7 protein-coding genes are annotated in these 19,929 nt (G+C 67.0%); 1 reads left to right on the forward strand and 6 read right to left on the reverse strand.

Annotated features, from left to right (window positions below):
• Positions 1 to 11: 11 nt before the first annotated feature.
• Complete coding sequence (locus C0J29_RS13245) at positions 12 to 1,262, forward strand: glycosyltransferase (protein WP_120792596.1); 1,251 nt, start codon at positions 12 to 14, stop codon at positions 1,260 to 1,262.
• Positions 1,263 to 1,326: 64 nt separating this feature from the next.
• On the opposite strand, the gene C0J29_RS13250 is transcribed toward C0J29_RS13245, so the two are convergent.
• From C0J29_RS13250 to pks2 (C0J29_RS13275), 6 genes are all read right to left on the reverse strand, one after another.
• Entirely contained in the window at positions 1,327 to 2,106 is a 780-nt protein-coding gene (locus C0J29_RS13250; RefSeq protein ID WP_120792597.1) for a GAP family protein, read from the reverse strand.
• 220 nt (positions 2,107 to 2,326) lie between these two features.
• Entirely contained in the window at positions 2,327 to 3,160 is an 834-nt protein-coding gene (locus C0J29_RS13255; protein ID WP_120792598.1) for a glycosyltransferase family 2 protein, read from the reverse strand.
• A gap of 102 nt (positions 3,161 to 3,262) precedes the next feature.
• Entirely contained in the window at positions 3,263 to 4,525 is a 1,263-nt protein-coding gene (locus C0J29_RS13260; RefSeq protein ID WP_120792599.1) for a glycosyltransferase, read from the reverse strand.
• Positions 4,522 to 10,827, reverse strand: a complete 6,306-nt coding sequence (pks2, locus tag C0J29_RS13265; protein WP_120792600.1) for a sulfolipid-1 biosynthesis phthioceranic/hydroxyphthioceranic acid synthase — start codon at positions 10,825 to 10,827, stop codon at positions 4,522 to 4,524. Before pks2 (C0J29_RS13265) ends, C0J29_RS13260 begins: the two co-directional genes overlap by 4 nt.
• Positions 10,828 to 11,768: 941 nt before the next feature.
• The gene (locus C0J29_RS13270) at positions 11,769 to 13,214 is read right to left on the reverse strand and encodes a condensation domain-containing protein (RefSeq protein WP_065046618.1); all 1,446 of its coding nucleotides are present in this window, start codon (positions 13,212 to 13,214) and stop codon (positions 11,769 to 11,771) included.
• A 55-nt stretch (positions 13,215 to 13,269) separates the two neighbouring features.
• Complete coding sequence (gene pks2 / locus C0J29_RS13275) at positions 13,270 to 19,557, reverse strand: sulfolipid-1 biosynthesis phthioceranic/hydroxyphthioceranic acid synthase (RefSeq protein WP_120792601.1); 6,288 nt, start codon at positions 19,555 to 19,557, stop codon at positions 13,270 to 13,272.
• Positions 19,558 to 19,929 lie beyond the last annotated feature (372 nt).

Raw genomic sequence — 19,929 nt, forward strand, 5'->3', positions numbered from 1 at the left:
CCGCATAACCGATGAAATTTGTCGTTGCCAGCTATGGAACGCGTGGCGATATCGAACCCTGTGCCGCGGTCGGGGTTGAGTTAAGTCGCAGGGGACACGATGTGTGTCTTGCAGTGCCGCCCAACCTGATTGGGTTCGTCGAGTCAGCCGGTCTGACTGCCGTCGCCTATGGAACCCGTGACTCCCAGCAGCAACTCGACGAGCAGTTCCTGCACAGCGCCTGGAAATTGCAGAATCCGGTGAAGCTGGCGCGGGAGGCTATGGCACCCGTCACCGAGGGTTGGTTGGAACTCAGTGCGATGCTGACTCCGGTCGCAGCGGGCGCCGACCTGCTCCTGACGGGCCAGATTTACCAAGAAGTGGTCGCCAACGTCGCAGAGCACCACGACATTCCCCTGGCCGCACTGCACTTCTACCCGATGCGCGCGAATGGACAGATCGGCTTCTCCGGCGTCCGGCTGCCGGGACCGATTGCCCGGACGGCGTTCGCCACCACCGATTGGCTGTACTGGCGCATGACCAAGGGTGTGGAAGACGCGCAGCGCCGTGAACTCGGCCTGCCAAACGCGGCGAGCCCCGCTCCAAAGCGTATGGCTGACCGTGGAGCGCTAGAAATTCAGGCCTATGACGAGTTGTGTTTTCCCGGGCTGTCCGCAGAATGGGGCGGACGCCGGCCCTTCGTCGGCGCACTGACAATGGGCCAGCCTACCGACGCTGACGACGAGGTCATGTCGTGGATTGCCAGCGGCACCCCGCCGATCTACTTCGGCTTCGGCAGCATGCCCATCGGATCGCTGCGCAGTCTGGTGGAAAAGATCGCCGCGGCCTGCGCGCGGCTGGGTGAACGCGCACTGATCTGCTCGGGTCCCAGCGATCGGACTGATCTACCGCACCACGACCACGTCAAGGTAGTGCGCGCGGTGAGCCACGCGGCCATCTTTCCGGCGTGCCGCGCGGTGGTCCACCACGGCGGCGCCGGGACCACGGCCGCCGGGCTTCGGGCCGGTGTTCCCACGCTGATCCTGTGGATCACGTCCGACCAGCCTTTCTGGGCTGCCCAGGTCAAACTACTGGACGTCGGTCGTGGCCGCCGGTTCTCCGGCGCCACCACAGAATCACTGGTCAGTGACCTGCGGGTGATTCTGTCGCCGGACTGCATCATGCGTGCGCGCGAAATGGGATCCCGGATGACCAGTCCCGCCGACAGCATTGCCGCGACTGCGGACCTGTTGGAGAAAGCGGTGCTCGAAACCCGCAAGTAGATATGACTTGTGCCTCGAAATGCTCACGGCGGACTGCATAGATATGCTGGTCGCAGGTGAGCGATCAAATTCCGCCCATGCCGCTGAAGATCAGGATGACGCCTGTCGACCCGGCCATGAGGGGAAAAAGCTTCCGGCCAAAGGTTCGCGTGAAGTTCTGAAGCCGCGCGATCCCATTCTTGGTTCTTACCGGCGACAATACGTAGCTTACGAGGACGACCTCGAGCGTGGCCATAACCACCAGTACAAACATGATGGCCGCACCGAGCTGTGCGCCGAGGCCCTCGTGAGAAGCCAAGATGGTCGTGAGAGCGGCTTGATGCTCGATCGGCGGTAAGGCCGTCATGATTCCTGCTACGAACGACACCCGCGGAGATCCAGATCCCAACGCCTGCCAGATTCGCGCCGAAAGCCGTGTAACAGCCGGCGGTGTCAGCCGCTGCAGGGCGATGCGCACCTGTTCCAGTACCGCTGGGCGCGATTGCAGCGCTACGGCTGACGGGCTGACGGCGTCCATCGGCACGCCCACGGGCTGACGTCGCAGCATCTGGGCTGCAATCTTTGCTGCGAACATCAGTGCGATGACACCGAGGGCAATCCGCACATATCCGCCCGTCAGATCCTGCACCGTCGACGTCACCGAGTACATGATTGGTGCCGCGAGGTCGCGCAAGAAAAAGATGACGGCGATGCTTACGACGATTCCTGCGCCGGCGCCACCGACCCAGTAAGCGACCAGATTCGGCAGGGGCCGCTCGCGTGTGACCAGGAAGGTGGCAATGATCATCCGCACCGGGTCGTTCGTTGCCATCCACAGTGCAAGCATCAGAACCGTTGCCCACATGCCTTAGGACGCTACCGTGTGGAGGCGAATGTCGTTGCGAAACGAAAATATTCGGTGATTTTTTGTAAGCCTGTACCATTTTCGCAGGCTGCGCCGGGGTGATGCCGACTCACTGCTGCGCCAGGACCCGCATTCGCGCAGGTAGGCAAGTCGACACGCCGGTCAACGGCTAAATGGGGGCGATGGATTGCGGCGCATGGGCGGCGGCGGGCGCCGGTGCCTAGTGATCGGTAAGGAACCGCAACAGCCCGTATTTGCGCAGCAGGTACATCGACGCCTTGTTGACCCATTTCTGTCGATTCTTGCCGCGCACATCGACCTCGTGGTGGACGACCTTGATGCTCGGGTCGAACTGACGGCCTACACCGAGTCTCTGCAGGCGGATCGCGAGATCCTGAGCCTCGTGGGCGCGCAATACGGGGTCGTAGCCGCCAATCGATTTGAAGAGCGTGGAGTTGACGAGCATGTTGCCCTCGTGCACCCAGTACACCGGCGTGGGAGCAGGCGGCTCGAGGATATTCGGCCAGTCTTTGACGATCGGCGCGGCCAGTCGCCGCACTGCCCGTGCCATGTCGGGATTCTTCTTCCGCAAGGTGTCGATCAGCAGTTGGACGACCGCAGTGGAATTGCCCCAGAGCGAGAATACGGCCCCGTAGTTGTCGAGTTCCTGGCTGCCGTCCAGGCGACTCACCAGCCCGCCGACCAACCCGACTCCGCGGTCGGCGTACCGGCCCATCACGTCTCTTGCGACCGTCGGAGTCTCGTTTGTCGCAAGGTCCATGTCGGCGTCGATGAAGTGGATGATCACGTCGTCTTGGACGTGTTCGATGATTTGGTTCCGGTTGGCGGCAGGGCCGCCGTTTTCTCGCCCGCGGATCAACTTGACACCGCCGCTGAAGTCTTTAACGACGTCGACCGTGTCATCCGTTGAGCAATCGTCGAGGACGAAGACGTCGTCATAGGACTGCGCCAGAACCTGAGGCAGTAATCGGCGAAGGTTCCCGCTCATGTTGTAGTTCGGGATGGCGACAACGACTGGGGCTCGTGTGGGCATGATTCTCGCGATCTACATCTACCGGTGGTGGGAGAGACGTTCTCGATATGTCGTCCGACGGCTCAAACTACACAACCGGCCGGTCGGCGCGGCGATACTTTGTCATAAGCGGTCACTGACGGTGCGTTGCTCAGCCGTCTCCTCGAGGAGGTCCGCCGCCTCGGCAACAGCCTCCGCGGGGTTCGTCATCTTAGTCGACAGGTCGCGGGCGCGGGCGGCGTACTCCGGCTGCAGAATGGTCTTCACGCCGCGCAGCAGCGACTTGCGTTTGACGTGCGCGAAGCGTTTTGCGGTACCGACTTTCACGCGTTGCACCGCGGCCGCCCAGATCGGTTGATCGGCGACGTCCCAGAGGATCATCGTGGGCATCCCCGCGCGCAGGCCCGCGGCGGTGGTGCCGGCCCCGCCGTGGTGGACCACCGCCCGGCATTGCGGCAGCACCGTCGAATAGTCGATCAGCCCAACGAGTTTCACGTGCTCAGGCTGGCCGGCGAGCGTCGCGCCGGCGGGGGAGTACACCAGCGCGCGCTCGCCCAACTCGGCGCACACGTCGGCGATCATCTCGACGGTCTCGGCCGGCGATTGCACCGGGGTGCTGCCGAAACCGAAGTAGATCGGGGGGGTGCCGGCCGCGATCCATTCGTCCAGTTCGGCGTTGGGCTCGGTGTGCAACTGCATCGACAGCGCACCGACGAAGGGGCGCTGCACTTTCCACTCCTGCGCGATGCCGGGAAACAGCGCCGGGTCGTAGGCCTGGATCTCGGGTGCGCCCTGACGCACGATGCGCTGCAGTGCGGGCACCGAGGTGGGCGGCAGCCCTAGTTCGCGGCGTTGGGTGCGGTCGGCGTCGCCGGTCGTGTAGGAATACAGCCGCCAGGATGCTTTGGCGACGGTACGCACCGCGGTGCCGGGCAGCGGTAGCGACGGGATGCCGACCTGCCCGTTGACGTGCATCGGGAAGTGATGCAACGCCGCTATCGGAATGTCGTGGTGTTCAGCGACATTGGCGACGACGCCGTGATACGTCTGACCCGTCATCAGCAGGTCGGCGCCCTCGGCCAGGTCGGTCAGCGTCGCGCCCATCTCGGCCCAGCCCTCGACGAACAGTTCCTTACCGGCCTGCGCCAGGTTCAGCGGATTCTGCGCCTTGGTGAGATTACGGACGAACGCCGCGACCTGGTTGATCTGGATCCCGGAGTCCGGCCCGTACGCCACGCCGCTCAGACCCGCCGCCTCGACGAACCCGATCAGGTTGGGCGGCACCGCCATTCGCACGTCGTGGCCGCGCCGTTGCAACTCCATGCCGACGGCGGCGCAAGGCTCGACATCGCCCCGGGTGCCGTGGACTGCCAGTACGAACTTCACGCCGACGCGACTGCTTCCCCCGCCAGCTCCTCGTACAGCAGGTCGGCCAGGCTGCGCACCGTGGTGTTGATGTTGGTAGCGGTGATCCGGACACCCGTCTCGGACTCGATGCGGGTGCGCAGTTCCTGGCTGCTCAGCGAATCCAGGCCGTACTCGGTCAACATCTTGTCGACATCGATGGTCCGGCGCAGAATCAGCCCGATCTGCTCGGAGACCATGCGTCGCAACCGGGCCGGCCACTCCTCCTGCGGGAGCTTGTCCAATTCGCTGAGGAATTTGCTGTTCCCGCCGTGCTTCACGGTCGCCTTGAACGCCTCCGCGAACGGACTGTGTTGGGCGAACGCGTTCAGCCACGGCGATCCGATGATGGGGGCGTAGCCGGTGTAGGCGCGGTTGTGCCGCAGCAGCGCCTCGAACGCATAGGCGCCCTCCTCCGGCTGGATGGCGTCGCCCGCCGCCTCGGCGAACGAGGTGGCGCGGCCGATCTCACCCCACGGCCCCCAGGCGATCGAGGTGGCCGGCAGACCCTGGGCCCGCCGCCAGTGGGTGAAGGCATCCAGCCAGCTGTTGGCCGCCGCGTAGGCACCCTGGCCGGGTGAACCCACCAGGGCTGCTGCCGAGGAGAACGAGCAGAACCAGTCCAGCGGCTGATCCGCTTCCATGTCTTGCACGGCTTCGTGCAGATTCCATGCGCCGTGCACTTTGGGCGCCCAGTCCCGGCGGATGAGTTCCTCGGTGATGTTGGGCAAGGTCGCGTCCTCGACCACGGCTGCCGCGTGCAGCACCCCGCGCAGCGGCAGACCCGTCGCGGTGGCGGTGGCCACCAGCTTCTCCGCGGTACCGGCTTCGGCGATGTCGCCGCATTCCACCACCACGTCGGATCCGATGGACCGGACCAACTCGATTGTCTCCAAAGCCTTTTGGTTGGGCTGTGAACGTGAGGTGAGGACGATGCGGCCGGCGCCGGCGCTGGCCATCTTCTCGGCCAGGAACAGGCCGAGGCCGCCGAGGCCACCGGTGATGATGTAGGAACCGTCGCCCCGGAAGACCGGCGCCTGCTCGGGTGGCATCACCACGCTGCTGCGCCCGACGTGCGGGACGTCGAGCACCAGCTTGCCGGTGTGTTCGGCCGCACCCATCACCCGGATCGCGGTGGCCGCGTCGGCCATCGGGTAGTGGGTGACCTCGGGCTTCGGCAGCACGCCGCCGGCGATCTGCTGATAGACGGTGCTCAGCAGCTCGTGGACCTGCGCCGGGTGGCTCTCGGCCATCAGGGCCAGGTCGACACCGTAGAAGGCCAGGTTCTGCCGGAACGGGAACAGCTCCAGCCGGGTGTTGGAGTAGATGTCGCGCTTGCCGATCTCGATGAAGCGTCCGCCGAGGGCAAGCAGCTTGATCCCGGCCTGCTGAGCGGCGCCGGTCAGCGAGTTGAGCACGATGTCCACACCGTAACCGTCGGTGTCGCAACGGATCTGTTCGGCGAACTCGTTGCTGCGGGAGTCGTAGACGTGCTCGATTCCCATGGCGCGCAACTTCTCCCGGCGCTCCGGGCTACCGGCCGTGGCGAAGATCTGGGCTCCGGCCGTGCGCGCGATGGCGATGGCCGCCTGCCCGACGCCGCCGGTGGCCGAGTGGATCAACACCTTGTCTCCGGACCGGATCCGGGCCAGGTCCGTCAGCCCGTACCAGGCGGTGGCGTACGCGGTGGTCGCGGCGGCCGCTTCGGCGTCGGTGATGTCGTCCGGCACGGGTGCGGCCAGGCGTGCGTCGCAGGTGACGAAGGTGGCCCAGCATCCGTTGGTGGACAGGCCGGCGACGCGATCGCCCACCTTGAGGTCGGTCACCTCAGAGCCGACCGCGGTCACCACACCGCCGAAATCAAGACCCAGATCGGGTAGTTTCCCGTCGAAGGTCTGGTAGCGGCCGAACGTGGCCAGTACATCGGCGAAGTTGACGCTGGAGGCGCTGACCTCGACCTCGATCTCGCCCGGTCCCGGCGGCACCCGGTCGAATGCCGCGAATTCCAGTGTTTCCAGGTCCCCCGGCGTGCGGATCTGCAGGCGCATGCCGGCGTCGGCGTGATCGACCACGGTCGAACGACGTTCCTCGGGCTGCAGGGGAGTGGGCAGCATCCGTGCGGTGTACCACTCGTCGTTGCGCCACGCGGTCTCGTCCTCGCCGGTGTTCTGCAGCAACTGCCGCGCCACCAGCTCGGCCCCGTGATCGCCGAGGTCGTTCGGCAGGTCGATGTAGCTGACCTTCAGCTGCGGGTTCTCCGAACTGATCACCCGCAGCAGGCCACGCAGACCGCCCTGCTCGAGGTTGGGCTGGTCGTCGGCCAGCACCGTCTGGGCGTTGCGGGTCAACGCGTACAGCCGCGGCGGCGAGCCCAGCAACTCCGGGAGCTCACGGGCGATGCGCACCACGTGCTCGACGTACTGCCCACCGCGGTCTCCCGCCTCGTTGACGGCGTTCTGCTGCGGCGCGGTAACCAGCACCACGCCGTGGAATGCGCCTTCCTGCAGTTGAGCGCGCAGTTGCCCGGCGTGCGCGGCGTGGTCGCCGGCAAACGGCCAGAACAGGGTGGTCGCCTGCGCGTCGTGCACCTTCAGCGCGTCCGTCAGTGCGGTGGCCGTCAGGTCGGCGGCATCCGAGGTGGTGACCAGCAGCCAGTTGCCGGGTTCGGTCACCGTGGTGTCGGGCAGCTCGCGCGGTTGCCATTCGATGGTCAGCAGGCGCTCGCCCAGAACACGATCGCGCTCGCTGTCCGGCGAAGCCCCGGTGCCCATCTGCAGGCCGCGCACCGTCATCAGGACGGTGCCGTGCTCGTCGACGATGTCCAGGTCGGCTTCCACGCCGCCGGCACCGCACGCCGTCACCGTCGCGTAGCAGTAGCGTGCATGCCGCGCCGAGCCGTAGCCGCGCAGACTGCGGATACTCAGCGGCAGCAGTAGGCCACCGTTGAGGGCGCTGCCCACACTGGGATGTGCGGCAACCGCCTGGAAGCAGGCGTCCAGCAACGCCGGGTGCACCACACCGTAGGTACCCTGCTGCGGGCGCAGCGGACCCGGCAGGGCCACCTCCGCCAGTACGGTGTTGCCGGCGTTCTCGGCGATGTGTGCGCCGCCGAGGCCCGCGAACGCCGGTCCCAGCCGGTGGCCGCGCTTGTCCATCCACTTGCGGATGTCGTCGCCGTCCACCGGGCGCGGGTGGTTTGCCAGCAGCTCGCTCAGGTTGAGGGCGGGCGGGTGGTCCGCCGGGTCGGCCGCATGCAGCACCGCCGTGGCCTGCCGCTCGTAGCGCCCTTCGCGGTTGCTCTCGACCGTGAAGTCGACGACGTCGGGGCCCTGGAATGTCGCGGTGATGCCGACCGGAGTCTGCTGGTCCAGCGGCAGCGACTGCTCGAAGCGCAGGTCCCGCACCTCCGCCGCGTCGCCGAGGACGGTGCGGGCCGCGACCAGCGCCATCTCGCAGTAGGCCGCGCCGGGCAGCACGTCGGCATTACGGATCTGGTGATCGCCGAGCCAGGGCAGCGCGTCGGTACCCACCTCGCCCTGCCAGACGTGGCGCTCCGGCTCCTCGGGCAGCCGCACGTGCACGCCCATCAGGGGATGCGCGGGCACCAGCGCGCTGCGGCGCGCCACCGAATCCAGGCCGCTGGTCGCCAGGAACAGCGACCGCTGACTCCAGGTGGGCAGCGGCGCGTCCAGCAGCCGTCCGTCGGGGTAGAGCACCGCCCAGTCGAGCGCGGCGCCCGCGGCATACAGGTCGCCCAGCAGCCCACGCAGGCCGTGCGGCAGGGGTTGTTCGCGGCGCATGCTCGCCAGCGCGGCGGCCGCCTTGTCCAGGCTGCGCGCGGTCTGGTCGACCGCGTTCGTCAGCAGCGGGTGCGGGGACAGCTCGGTGAACACCCGGAAGTCGTCCTCGAGCGCGGCCTGCACCGCGGCGGCGAAGCGCACCGTGTGGCGCAGGTTGTCCGCCCAGTAGCCGGCGTCGCAGTACGGTTCCTCGCGCGGGTCGAACGAGGTGGCCGAGTAGTAGGGCACCTCCGGCTCGAGCGGCTCGATGTCGGCCAGCACCTCGTAGAGTTCGTCCAGGATCGGGTCGACCTGCGGCGAGTGCGACGCCACGTCCACGGCCACTTCGCGGGCCATCACGCCGCGTTCCTCCCAGGCCGCGACGAGGTCGCGCACGGACTGGGTGTCGCCGCCGATCACGGTGGACTGCGGCGAGGCGACCACGGCCACCACGACGTCGCTGACGCCGCGGGCCACCAGTTGGGTGATCACTTCCTCGGCGGGTAATTCGACCGACGCCATGGCGCCGGCGCCGGAGATGCGGGTCATCAGCTTGGAGCGACGGCAGATCACCTTCACGCCGTCTTCCAGCGACAATGCGCCGGCGACGACGGAGGCGGCGGACTCACCCAGCGAGTGGCCGATGACCGCGCCGGGGTTGGCGCCGTAGGACTTCATCGCCGCGGCCAGTGCCACCTGCATGGCGAAAATGGTGGGCTGCACGCGGTCGATGCCCGTCACCTTCTCGGGCGCGGTCATGGCCTCGGTGACCGAGAAGCCGGACTCGGCGGCGATCAGCGGCTCGATCTCGGCGACCCTGGCCGCGAACACCGGCTCGGTGGCGAGCAGGTCCTTGCCCATCTCGGCCCACTGGGATCCCTGTCCGGAGAACACCCAGACCGGCCCCTTGTCATCCTGTCCTGTGGCGGGCGGGTAGGGCACCTCGCCTTTGGCGACCTCGCGCAGCGCCTCGATCAGCTGAGCGCGGCTGTCGGCGATGACGGTGGCGCGCACCGCGCGCGGAGTACGCCGGCGGGCCAGGGTGTACGCCAGGTCCCTGATGTCCAGGTCCTCCTGGGTGTCCACCCAATCGGCGAGCCGTGTGGCCGTCTGGTGCAGGCCATCTTCGGAGCTCGCTGAGATCGGGAAGATCCGGGCGCCCTGCAGCGCGGGTGCGCCCTCCGGCTCGACGGTCTTGGGGGCCCGCGGTTCCGGTGCCTGCTCGATCACGGCGTGCACGTTGGTGCCCGAGAAGCCGTACGACGACACCGCGGCCCGCCGCGGCGTCGACTCGTCGTCCCGGGGCCAGGGTGTGTTCTCTTGCGGCACAAAGAGATTGGTCTCAATCTCGGCGAACTTGTCCGGCAGCTGGGTGAAATGCAGGTTCTGCGGGATCACCCCGTGCTGCACGGCCAGCACGGCCTTCATCATGCCGAGCGCACCAGCGGCCGACTGGGTGTGTCCGAAGTTGGTCTTCACCGACGCCAGGGCGCACGGCCCGGTGGTGCCGTAGACCTCGGCGAGGCTGGCGTATTCGATCGGGTCGCCGATCGGCGTGCCGGTGCCGTGTGCCTCGACCATCCCGATGGTGGTGGGGTCGACGTCGCCGGCGGCCAGTGCAGCCCGGTAGGCCGACACCTGCGCGGGCAGCGACGGCGTGACGATGTTGACGGTGCGACCGTCCTGGTTGGCCGCCGTGCCGCGGATCACCGCAAGGATCCGGTCCCCGTCGCGCTGGGCGTCCGCGAGGCGCTTGAGCAGCAGCATGACGGCGCCCTCACCCGACACGAACCCGTCCGCGTTCACGTCGAACGCGTGGCAGTGTCCGGTGGCCGACAACATGCCGATGGCAGAACCCGACGCGGCCTTGCGCGGCTCCAGCGTCACCGAGGCGCCGCCGGCGAGCGCGATGTCGCTCTCGCCGTCGTGCAGGCTCTGGCACGCCAGGTGGATGGCCGACAGGCCGGAGGAACACGCGGTATCGACCGTCATCGCCGGACCGCTCAGGCCCATGGCGTAGGAGACCCGGCCGGAGCCCATTGCGAAGCTGTTGCCCATGTAGCCGTACGGGCCGCTCAGGGTGTCGGCATCCGCGTGCATGAACAGGTAGTCGTCGTGCATCAGACCGACGAACACGCCGGTCTGGACGGCGGTCAGCGCGTCGCGGGTGAGACCGGCGTGCTCCATGGCCTCCCAGGACGTCTGCAACAGCAAGCGGTGCTGCGGGTCCATCTCGGTGGCTTCCCGCTCGGTGATGCCGAAGAATTCGGGGTCGAAGTCGGCGACGTCGTCCAGGAAGGCGCCCCACTTGCAGACCGTCCGGCCCGGCACGCCCGGCTCGGGGTCGTAGAACTCCTCGACGTCCCAGCGGTGAGAGGGAACCTCGGTGACAAAGTCGTCGCCGCGTAGCAATGCTTCCCACAACTGCTCCGGGGAGTCGATGCCTCCCGGCAGTCTGCACGCCATACCGATGACGGCAACCGGAGTGACACCCGTCCTGTCCACGTCTTCACCTCTCCATACCCGCGTCCATGCCCGCGCGGCCTGCCCGGCCTCGGTTCAGCTTTGCCCAGCGATCAGCTCGAATCTTGATTCGCTTGCGGGTTGCCGCTGCGCTGCGCGAGCGAGCGAACCCGTCGATCAAGCCCTGCCCCCGCGCCGAAGCCAACCTCACATTCATGAGGTGTTCGAAGCGTATCCGGTTTGCTCGGTCGATGTGGAAAAATCGTGCAGACGTACAAGAATTGTGCGTACCCTCACCCGGCCGTCGGCGGTGGCCCGCAGGGCCCGGCCAAGCCGGCGAACGCGCCTGGATCAGCGGGCTGTGGGCAAGGTGGCGGAGGAACTGAAATGGCGCCGGGGTGCCGGTCAGTTGCTTAAAACCGCTGGTGAAAGGCGTGCGGCTCGGCATGTAGTGGGTGCGCGCTCCGCCCCGGAGTGCCTCTTCCTGCTCCGCGGACCGGTAGCGGAGTTGGCGGTCGGATCGGCTCCCCGCAGCAGGACTTCACTAGAGTAAACGGGGGTCCGGTGCCTCTGTTCGTAAGGAGGAACCGCCGAAACGGCCGGTCCGGAGATCGTAGCTACCGGTTGGTAGTGCGGGCCGTACGGAGGGCGACATTCCGCCTGTCGGCGGCACTGGCGGCACCGGGGGGCGCGGCGTCCGCCACCGGTGCAGTTGAGCGGATTTTCCGAAACCGCCCACACGCCGGGGCGTGGCGTCATACACTTCGATTCTCAGTACCGCTGCTTCGGAGCAAGCGCGGCGCTACCGCAGGATGTTGCTGACGGTTCTTGTCAACGTCACAACATTGGTCACGGCATTTCTATTTCCGTGCGTTCAATTGTGCTTTTTATGGCGCTTGTATGCGGTTCTTGTTTCACGCCCATTCAATTTTACGGCCCCGCCATCCGGATCACTCCGGACGACGGGGCCGTAGAACAAAGGGCTATTGCGCCAGCTGAACCGCGGCCTTCGCGTACTGACCTTCGCAGGCACGGGCGAACACGGACTTGAGAACCTCAAGGTAACGAGTCACCGATTCGCGAGCGACCGGGTTGTTCGGGAAGTTCACCATGATGGAAACCTCGTCGAAAAGCCGGATCACCGAGAAGTACAGATAGGCCGGATTCCGGCCGTCGTTGTAAGCCGTGGCATTTGCACCCTTCAGAGCGGTGGCGACCACGGCGGAAAGCGGCGGCAGGCCGGCGTCCATGTAATTCGTCATGAAGAACTGTGACGAATTCCGCTTGAGCCAGGGTGCCAATTCCAGAACCCGCTCGTACGGCACGTTCGCCATGTCCATGTTGTCATCGAATGACGCCTGGGTGGAGCGAGCGGTTTCCTCGAAGGAATTCGGGTCGATGGCGACCGTGAAAGGCACCGCGCCGGTGAACCAGCCCATCGACAGGTACTCCTCGGGCGAATTCCGCTTGTCGACCGGAGTCATGCCGTTGTACGTTTCCTGGCCGGTCAGTTCGTAGTGGGCCAGGGCGACACAGCCGAACAGACCGCCGCTGAATCGGGCATTCGCCGCCATGCAGGTGGCCTCGAACTTCGCCGTTTGCTGCGGGGTCATCAGCTTCTCGATCATGATGTCGCCACCGCACGCGTGCGACTGCTCACCCAGCGGCAACGGGAACTCCGGCAGGCCGCCGCCGTTGTTCTCGGCGAAGTCGATCCATTTGCGGACCTCGGGGGTGTCCAGCGTCGCCTCGGCCGAGATTTTCGCTTCCCGAATGCAGAAGTTGTCGTGGCTGCCCGGTTCCGGCATGACCAGCGGCGGTTTGCCCTCGAGCAGCGCGCGGTAGTTGGTCAGGATTTCGACGTACAGCGACGAAACCACGGCCGGGTCGCAATGCAGGTGGTCGACGATCGCGAAGAGCGAGCAGTGGTTTTCGTGCTGGATCAAACCGAAGCGGAAGCAGTCCCATTCCAGCGGAGGCGGCGTGGAAACGACGAGTTCCCGCCATTCCGGCTGGGTCATTTCGCCGTGCTGCACCGGCGCGAGCTGAATGTCGCGCGGGTTTTGAATCTTGTGCCGAACAATGTCCTTCGGGCCATTGTATTCAAACCAGCTGCGGTATGTTTCGTGCCGCCGGACGTGTGCATTGATCACGTGCGTCATGGTCCGGATATCGCACTTGCCCGGAATCTCCCAGGAACCCATTACCAACCGGGAATAATCGAGGCCACGCTCACCGAATTCCACATAGCCGCGCAAATGGCCGGCCTGCATGGAACTGGGCGGCACGTCGACTACGGGTGCTTTTGCAGCTTTCGCGCGCGATGCCGGTGTTGGCTGCCAGGTGACGATCGAACCCGGGCCGGGCTCCCAGTCGTAGACGATTCCTACGCCGAGAGTGACGTCTGCTGATCCCCCGCCTATGATCACGCTTCCTCCTCGATTTCTGCCGACTGCCAAGCAGCGGCGCTTGGTCTTTTCTACCTCATACAGGTGTTGCTGCGTCGCCTTTTGATGTCAATTGCTCGTAAAGGTGATCTGCCAAGCCCCGAACGGTCGTGATGTCGGTTGTCGTGACGCGGATCTTGACCTCTGACTCGATATGGGTGCGCAGTTCCAGGTTGCCCAGCGAGTCCATGCCGAACTCGGAAATCGGCCGGTCGACGTCGACGGACCGGCGCAGGATCAGGCCCACCTGCTCCGAAATCATCCGGCGCAGCCGGGCCGGCCATTCCTCGCGGTCCAGTTCGGCGAGTTCGGCCAAGAACTTGCTGCCGCCCGACCGGCCCTTGCCGGCGGACTTGAAGGCCTCGGCAAACGGAGTGCGCTGAGCGAAGGCGGTGAGCCAGGCTGACCCGATGACCGGTGCGTAGCCGGTGTACGGCCGGTTGTGCCGCAACAGTGCCTCGAAGGCGTAGGCGCCCTCCTCCGGCTCGATCGCATCGCCCGAGGTTTCGGCGAAGTCGGTGCCGCGGCCGATCTCGGCCCAGGCGCCCCAGGCGATCGAGGTGGCCGGCAGTCCCTGGGCGCGGCGCCACAGGGTGAAGGCGTCCAGCCAGCTGTTGGCCGCGGCGTACGCGCCCTGGCCCGGTGAACCGGCCAGTGCTGCCGCCGAGGAGAACGAGCAGAACCAGTCGAGGTCATGTCCCTCGGTGGCCTCGTGCAGCTGCCAGGCGCCGCGGACCTTCGGCGCCCAGTCGCGCTCGATGAGTTCCTCGGTGATGTTGGGCAAGGTGGCGTCCTCGACCACGGCGGCTCCGTGCAGCACGCCGCGCAGCGGCAGGCCGGTGGCGGTGGCGGCGGACACCAGCCGCTGCGCGGTGCCGGGTTCGGCGATGTCGCCGCATTCCACGACGACGTCGGCGCCGATCGAGCGGACCATTTCGATGGTCTCCAGCGCCTTCTGGCTGGGCTGGGAGCGCGAGCTGAGCACGATTCGGCCGGCTCCCGCGCCGGCGATCTTCTCGGCCAGGAAGAGTCCCAGGCCGCCGAGACCGCCGGTGATGATGTAGGAGCTGTCGGCGCGGAAGACCTGAGCCTGTTCCGGCGGGAGCACGACGCTGCTGCGGCCCGCATGCGGGACGTCGAGGATCAGCTTGCCGGTGTGCTCGGCGGCACCCATGATCCGGACGGCGGTCGCTGCCTCGGCCAACGGGTAGTGGGTGGCTTCGGGCATCGGCAGTACGCCGTTGGCGGTCTGCTCGTAGACCTTCTGCAAAAGCCCCCGAACCTGGGCGGGATGCGTCCGCGACATCAAGGCCAGGTCGACGCCGAAGAACGCGAGGTTCTGCCGGAACGGGAACAGGCCGACCTTGGTGTCCTGATAGATGTCCAGCTTGCCGATCTCGACGAACCGTCCACCCATGGCCAGCAGCCTGATCCCGGCCAGTTGTGCGGCACCGGTCACCGAGTTCAGCACGATGTCGACGCCGTAGCCGTCGGTGTCGTTGCGGATCTGCTCGGCGAACTCGGTGCTGCGGGAGTCGTAGACGTGCTCGATGCCCATGTCGCGCAGAATCTGCCGGCGCTTCTCGCTGCCGGCGGTGGCGAAGATCTCGGCGCCGGCGGCGCGCGCGATCGCGATGGCCGCCTGGCCCACCCCACCCGTGCCGGAGTGGATGAGCACCTTGTCGCCGGAGCGGATCCGGGCCAGGTCCTGCAGGCCGTACCAGGCGGTGGCCGAGGCCGTGGTGACGGCAGCGGCCTGGGCATCGGTCAATCCGGCGGGCAGCGTGGCGGCCAGACCTGCGTCACACGTGACGAAAGTGGACCAGCAGCCGTCCGGGGACAAACCGCCCACGTGGTCGCCCACCTTGTGGTCGGTGACGCCGGAACCGACCGCGGTCACCACGCCCGCGAAATCGAGGCCGAGCGGCGGCTGCTTGCCGTCGAACGTCGGGCAACGCCCGTAGGCGGCCAGCACGTCAGCGAAGTTGATGCTGGCTGCGCTGACCGCAACCTCGATCTCGTTCGGGCCCGGGGCTACCCGGTCGAAGGCGGTGAACTCCATTGTCTGCAGGTCACCGGGCACCCGGACCTGCAGTCGCATGCCACCTTCCTGGTGGTCGACGACGGTGTTACGGCGTTCTTCAGGCCGCAACGGGGTCGGGTACAACCGCGCGGTGTACCACTGGTCGTCGCGCCAGGCGGTTTCGTCCTCGTCGGTGGCCAGCAACAGCTGGCGCGCCACATTCTCGGTGCTCGACTGGTCGTCGACATCGACGTAGCTGACCTTCAGGTGGGGGTGCTCGGCGCCGATCACCCGCAGCAGGCCGCGCAGCCCGCCCTGTTCGAGGTTGGGGCAGTCGTCGGCCAGCACCGTCTGGGCGTTGCGGGTCACCACGTACAACCGCGGCGATTGGCCTACCAGTTCGGGCAGTTCGCGGGCGATGCGAACCGCCAGCTTGACGTACTCCTGACCGCGGACGATCGAATCCTCATCGGTACTGCTTTGCCGTTCGGTGAGCACGACTAAACCAGAGAAGCTGCCGGATTCGAATTGAGCGCGCAGCCGCGCGGCCGCGGCGTCGTGGTCACCATGCAGCGGCCAGGACATCGTGGTGCTCTGCGCGTCGTGCATCTTCAGGGCGTCGGTCAGCTGGGTGGCCACCATGTCGGTGGCTTCCGCGGTGCTGATCAGCAGCCAGTTGCCGGGCTCGGTCACCGTCTTCTCAGGCAGTTCGTGCTGCTGCCACTCGATCGCCAGCAGCCGCTCGCCCAGGACGCGATCGCGTTCGCTGGTTTGGGAAACGCCGGTGCCCATCTGCAGGCCGCGCACCGCCAGCAGCAGGGCGCCGTGCTCGTCGAGGACGTCGATGTCGGCCGTCACGCCGGTGCCGTCCGGGGTCACCGTCGTCAGGCAGTAGTGGGCGTTGCGGGCGGGACCGTAGGAACGAATCCGGTTGACGCCCAACGGGAGGAGCAGGCCGCCGTTACCGACGTTGCGGACGCTGGGGTGCGCCGCCACAGACTGAAAGCACGCGTCCAGCAGGGCGGGGTGGATCCCGTAGCCGCCCTGTTGGGACCGGATCGAGCCGGGCAATCCGACCTCGGCGAGCACCGTGTCCGCGGCCTCGGCGGTGTAGGCGCTGGCCAGGCCGCCGAAAGCGGGTCCGAACTGGATCCCGCGCAGGTCGGCTTCCAGCCGAAGATCGTCGCCCGCGATCGCGTCCTGGTGGGCGGCGAGTAGGGCATCCATGTCGCGCGGAGCCGGCAGGTCGGCGGCTTCCTCATCGTTGAGGGCGTGCAGGACGGCCGAAGCCCGCCGGGCACGTTCTCCGCCCTGGGTGGTCTCTACCGTGAAGGGGACCACTCCGGGCGCCTCAACCGTCGCGGTGGCGCCGACGTAAGTTTCCTCGTCCAGCAACAGCAGCTGCTCGAATTTGACGTCGCGGACCTCGGCCGCATCACCCAGCACGGTGCGGGCCGCGGTCAGTGCCATTTCGCAGTACGCGGCGCCGGGCAGCGCGGCGGCACCGTGAATCTGGTGGTCGGCGAGCCAGGGGAGGGCTTCGGTGCCGATGTCGCTCTGCCAGACGTGGCGCTCGGGTTCCTCGGGCAGTCGGACGTGCGCGCCCAGCAGCGGGTGCACGGCGACCGCATGGGTGTGCGCGAGGCGGTCGGTGCTCTCCAGCAGCATGAGGCGGCGGTGGGTCCACGCCGGCAGCGTCGCATCCAGCAGACGCCCACCGGGGTAGAGCACGGCGAAGTCCACCGCGGCGCCCGCGGCGTACAGGTCACCCACCAGGCCGCGCAGGCCGTGCGGCAGCGGTTGCTCGCGGCGCATGGCGGCCAGCGCGGCGGCCGTCATGTCCAGGCTGCGGGCGGTCTGGTCGACGGCGTGGGTGAGCAGCGGGTGCGGCGAGAGCTCGGTGAAGACCCGGAAGCCGTCTTCGAGGGCGGCCTGTACCGCGGCGGCGAAGCGCACGGTGTGGCGCAGGTTGTCGGCCCAGTAGTAGGCGTCGCAGTACGGCTCCTCGCGCGGGTCGAACGAGGTGGCGGAGTAGTAGGGGACCTGCGGCTCCAGCGCGGTGATGTCTTCCAAAGCCTCGGTGAGGTCATCGAGGATCGGGTCGACCTGGGGGGAGTGCGAGGCAACGTCGACGGCCACCTCGCGGGCCATCACGTCGCGCTCCTCCCAGGCGGCGACCAGCTCGCGCACCGTCTGGGTGGCCCCGCCGATCACGGTGGACTGCGGTGAGGCGACGACGGCGACCACTGCGTCGTTGACACCGCGGGCCATGAGTTCCGAAAGAACTTGTTGGGCAGGCAGTTCCACCGAGGCCATGGCGCCGGCGCCGGCGATGCGGGTCATCAGCTTGGAGCGACGGCAGATGACCTTGACGCCGTCTTCGAGCGACAGGGCGCCGGCGACGACGGAGGCCGCGGACTCACCGAGGGAGTGCCCGATCACCGCGCCGGGGGTGACACCGTAGTCCTGCATGGTGGCGGCCAGGGCGACCTGCATGGCGAAAATAGTGGGCTGCACGCGGTCGATGCCGGTGACCTTTTCCGGGGCGGTCAGCGCCTCGGTGACCGAGAAGCCGGACTCCGCGGCGATCAGCGGCTCGATCTCGGCGATCTTGGCGGCGAACACCGGTTCGTTGCCCAGCAGGTCCTTGCCCATCTCGGCCCACTGCGAACCCTGACCGGAAAACACCCAGACCGGTCCCAGCTTGTCCTGGCCGGCCGCCGGCGGGTACGGGGTCTCACCGTCGGCCACCTCGCGCAACGCGTCGCGCAGCTGGGCGGCGGTGCCGGCCAGCACGGCGGTGCGCACCGGCCGGTGACTGCGACGCCGGGCAAGTGTGTAGGCCAGGTCGGACAGCTGCAGGTCTGCTCCCTGTGCGTCGACCCAGTCCGCGAGTTGGCTGGCGGTCTTGCGCAAGGCCTCCTCGGAGCTGGCCGAGACCGGGAAGATCAGGGTGCCCTCCAGGCCGGTGCTGCCGTCCGGTAGCACCGTGAGGCCAACGGGGGCCTGCGCCGGCGCCTGTTCCAACACCGCGTGCACGTTGGTGCCCGACATGCCGTAGGACGAGACCGCCGCCCGCCGGGGCTGGCCCGGGTCGCTGATCGGCCACGGCGTAACCTCTTGTGGCACAAAGAGATTGCTCTTGATTGCGGCGATCTTCTCAGGCATCTCGTTGAAGTGCAGGTTCTGCGGAACCACGCCGTGCTGTACGGCCAGCACCGCCTTCATCAATCCCAGGGCGCCGGCGGTCGACTGGGTGTGGCCGAAGTTGGTCTTCACCGAGCCGAGGGCGCAGGGGCCGTTAGTGCCGTAGACGGCTGCCAGGCTCTCGAACTCGACCGGGTCGCCTACCGGTGTGCCGGTGCCGTGCGCTTCGACCATGCCGACGGTGTCGGGGTCGATGTCGGCGGCGTCCAGCGCGGTGCGGTAAACGGCCTCCTGGGCGTCGACCGATGGCGTGACGATGTTGACGGTGTGGCCGTCCTGGTTGGCTGAAGTCCCGCGAATGACGGCAAGGATCCGGTCGCCGTCGCGCTCCGCGTGGTCCAGGCGCTTGAGTAACAGCACGACCGCGCCCTCGCCGGAGACGAACCCGTCAGCCTCCACGTCGAAGGCGTGGCAACGGCCGCTGCGCGAGAGCATGCCGTTGGCCGAACCGGAAGCGAAGCGTCGGGGCTCGAGCATCGCGTACACGCCGCCGGTGAAGGCCAGGTCGCTCTCGCCGTCGTTGATGCTGCGGAAAGCCAGGTGCGCCGCGAACAAGCCGGAGGAGCATGCGGTGTCGACGGTGACCGACGGGCCGCGCAGTCCCAGCGCGTAGGAGACCCGGCCGGATGCCATGCAGGAGTTGGTGCCGGTGTTGCCGTACGGGCCTTCCAGGGTGCCCGTCTCGGCCTGCACGAACTGGTAGTCGCCGTGGTTGAGACCGATGAACACGCCGGTGGGCGTGTCGGTCAGCTGAGCCGGGGTCATGCCCGCGTGTTCCATGGCCTCCCAGGACGTTTCCAGCAGCATGCGATGCTGCGGGTCCATGGCCACGGCTTCTTTTTCCGCAATGGCGAAGAATTCGGGGTCGAAATCGCCGATGTTGTCCACGAAAGCGCCCCACTTGCAGTGGGAGCGACCCGGTACCCCGGGCTCGGGGTCGTAATACTCCTCGACATCCCAGCGGTCCAGCGGCACCTCCGTGACGAAATCCTCGCCCCTTAGCAACGCCTGCCACAGCTGGTCAGGTGAGTTGATGCCCCCCGGCAACCGGCATGCCAGACCAATGACCGCAACCGGCACGCGTGTCTTATCCACGGTCGTACGTCATCTCCTTAGCCCGCGCTGCGAACCCTCTTCGGCACGTTCTCGTCGAACTTCGGTCCGCGCTGCCCCAGCACGCAACAGCGGACGCGTACACCGACCCCCACAATTTCGGCGCCAACGTCATAGTTAGGCGCGTTCAGAAGCGTAACCGGTTGATTCGTCGCATGTAGAAAAATCGTGCGAACGTACAAAAATAATTCGCCGAGGTGACATCAATCACATCGGCTCGCCGACGCCGAATTCGGCGTCGCGCGGCGGCAAAACACCAGCTTAGAGCCCTGATACAGCGACATTAACGCTCATTCGGTGCTTATCGGGCGCTTCGCGGTCCGTCGGGCCTTTCCCCACCTTGTGATGGTGAAG

This window comes from Mycobacterium paragordonae (genome assembly GCF_003614435.1).
Lineage (GTDB): Bacteria > Actinomycetota > Actinomycetes > Mycobacteriales > Mycobacteriaceae > Mycobacterium > Mycobacterium paragordonae.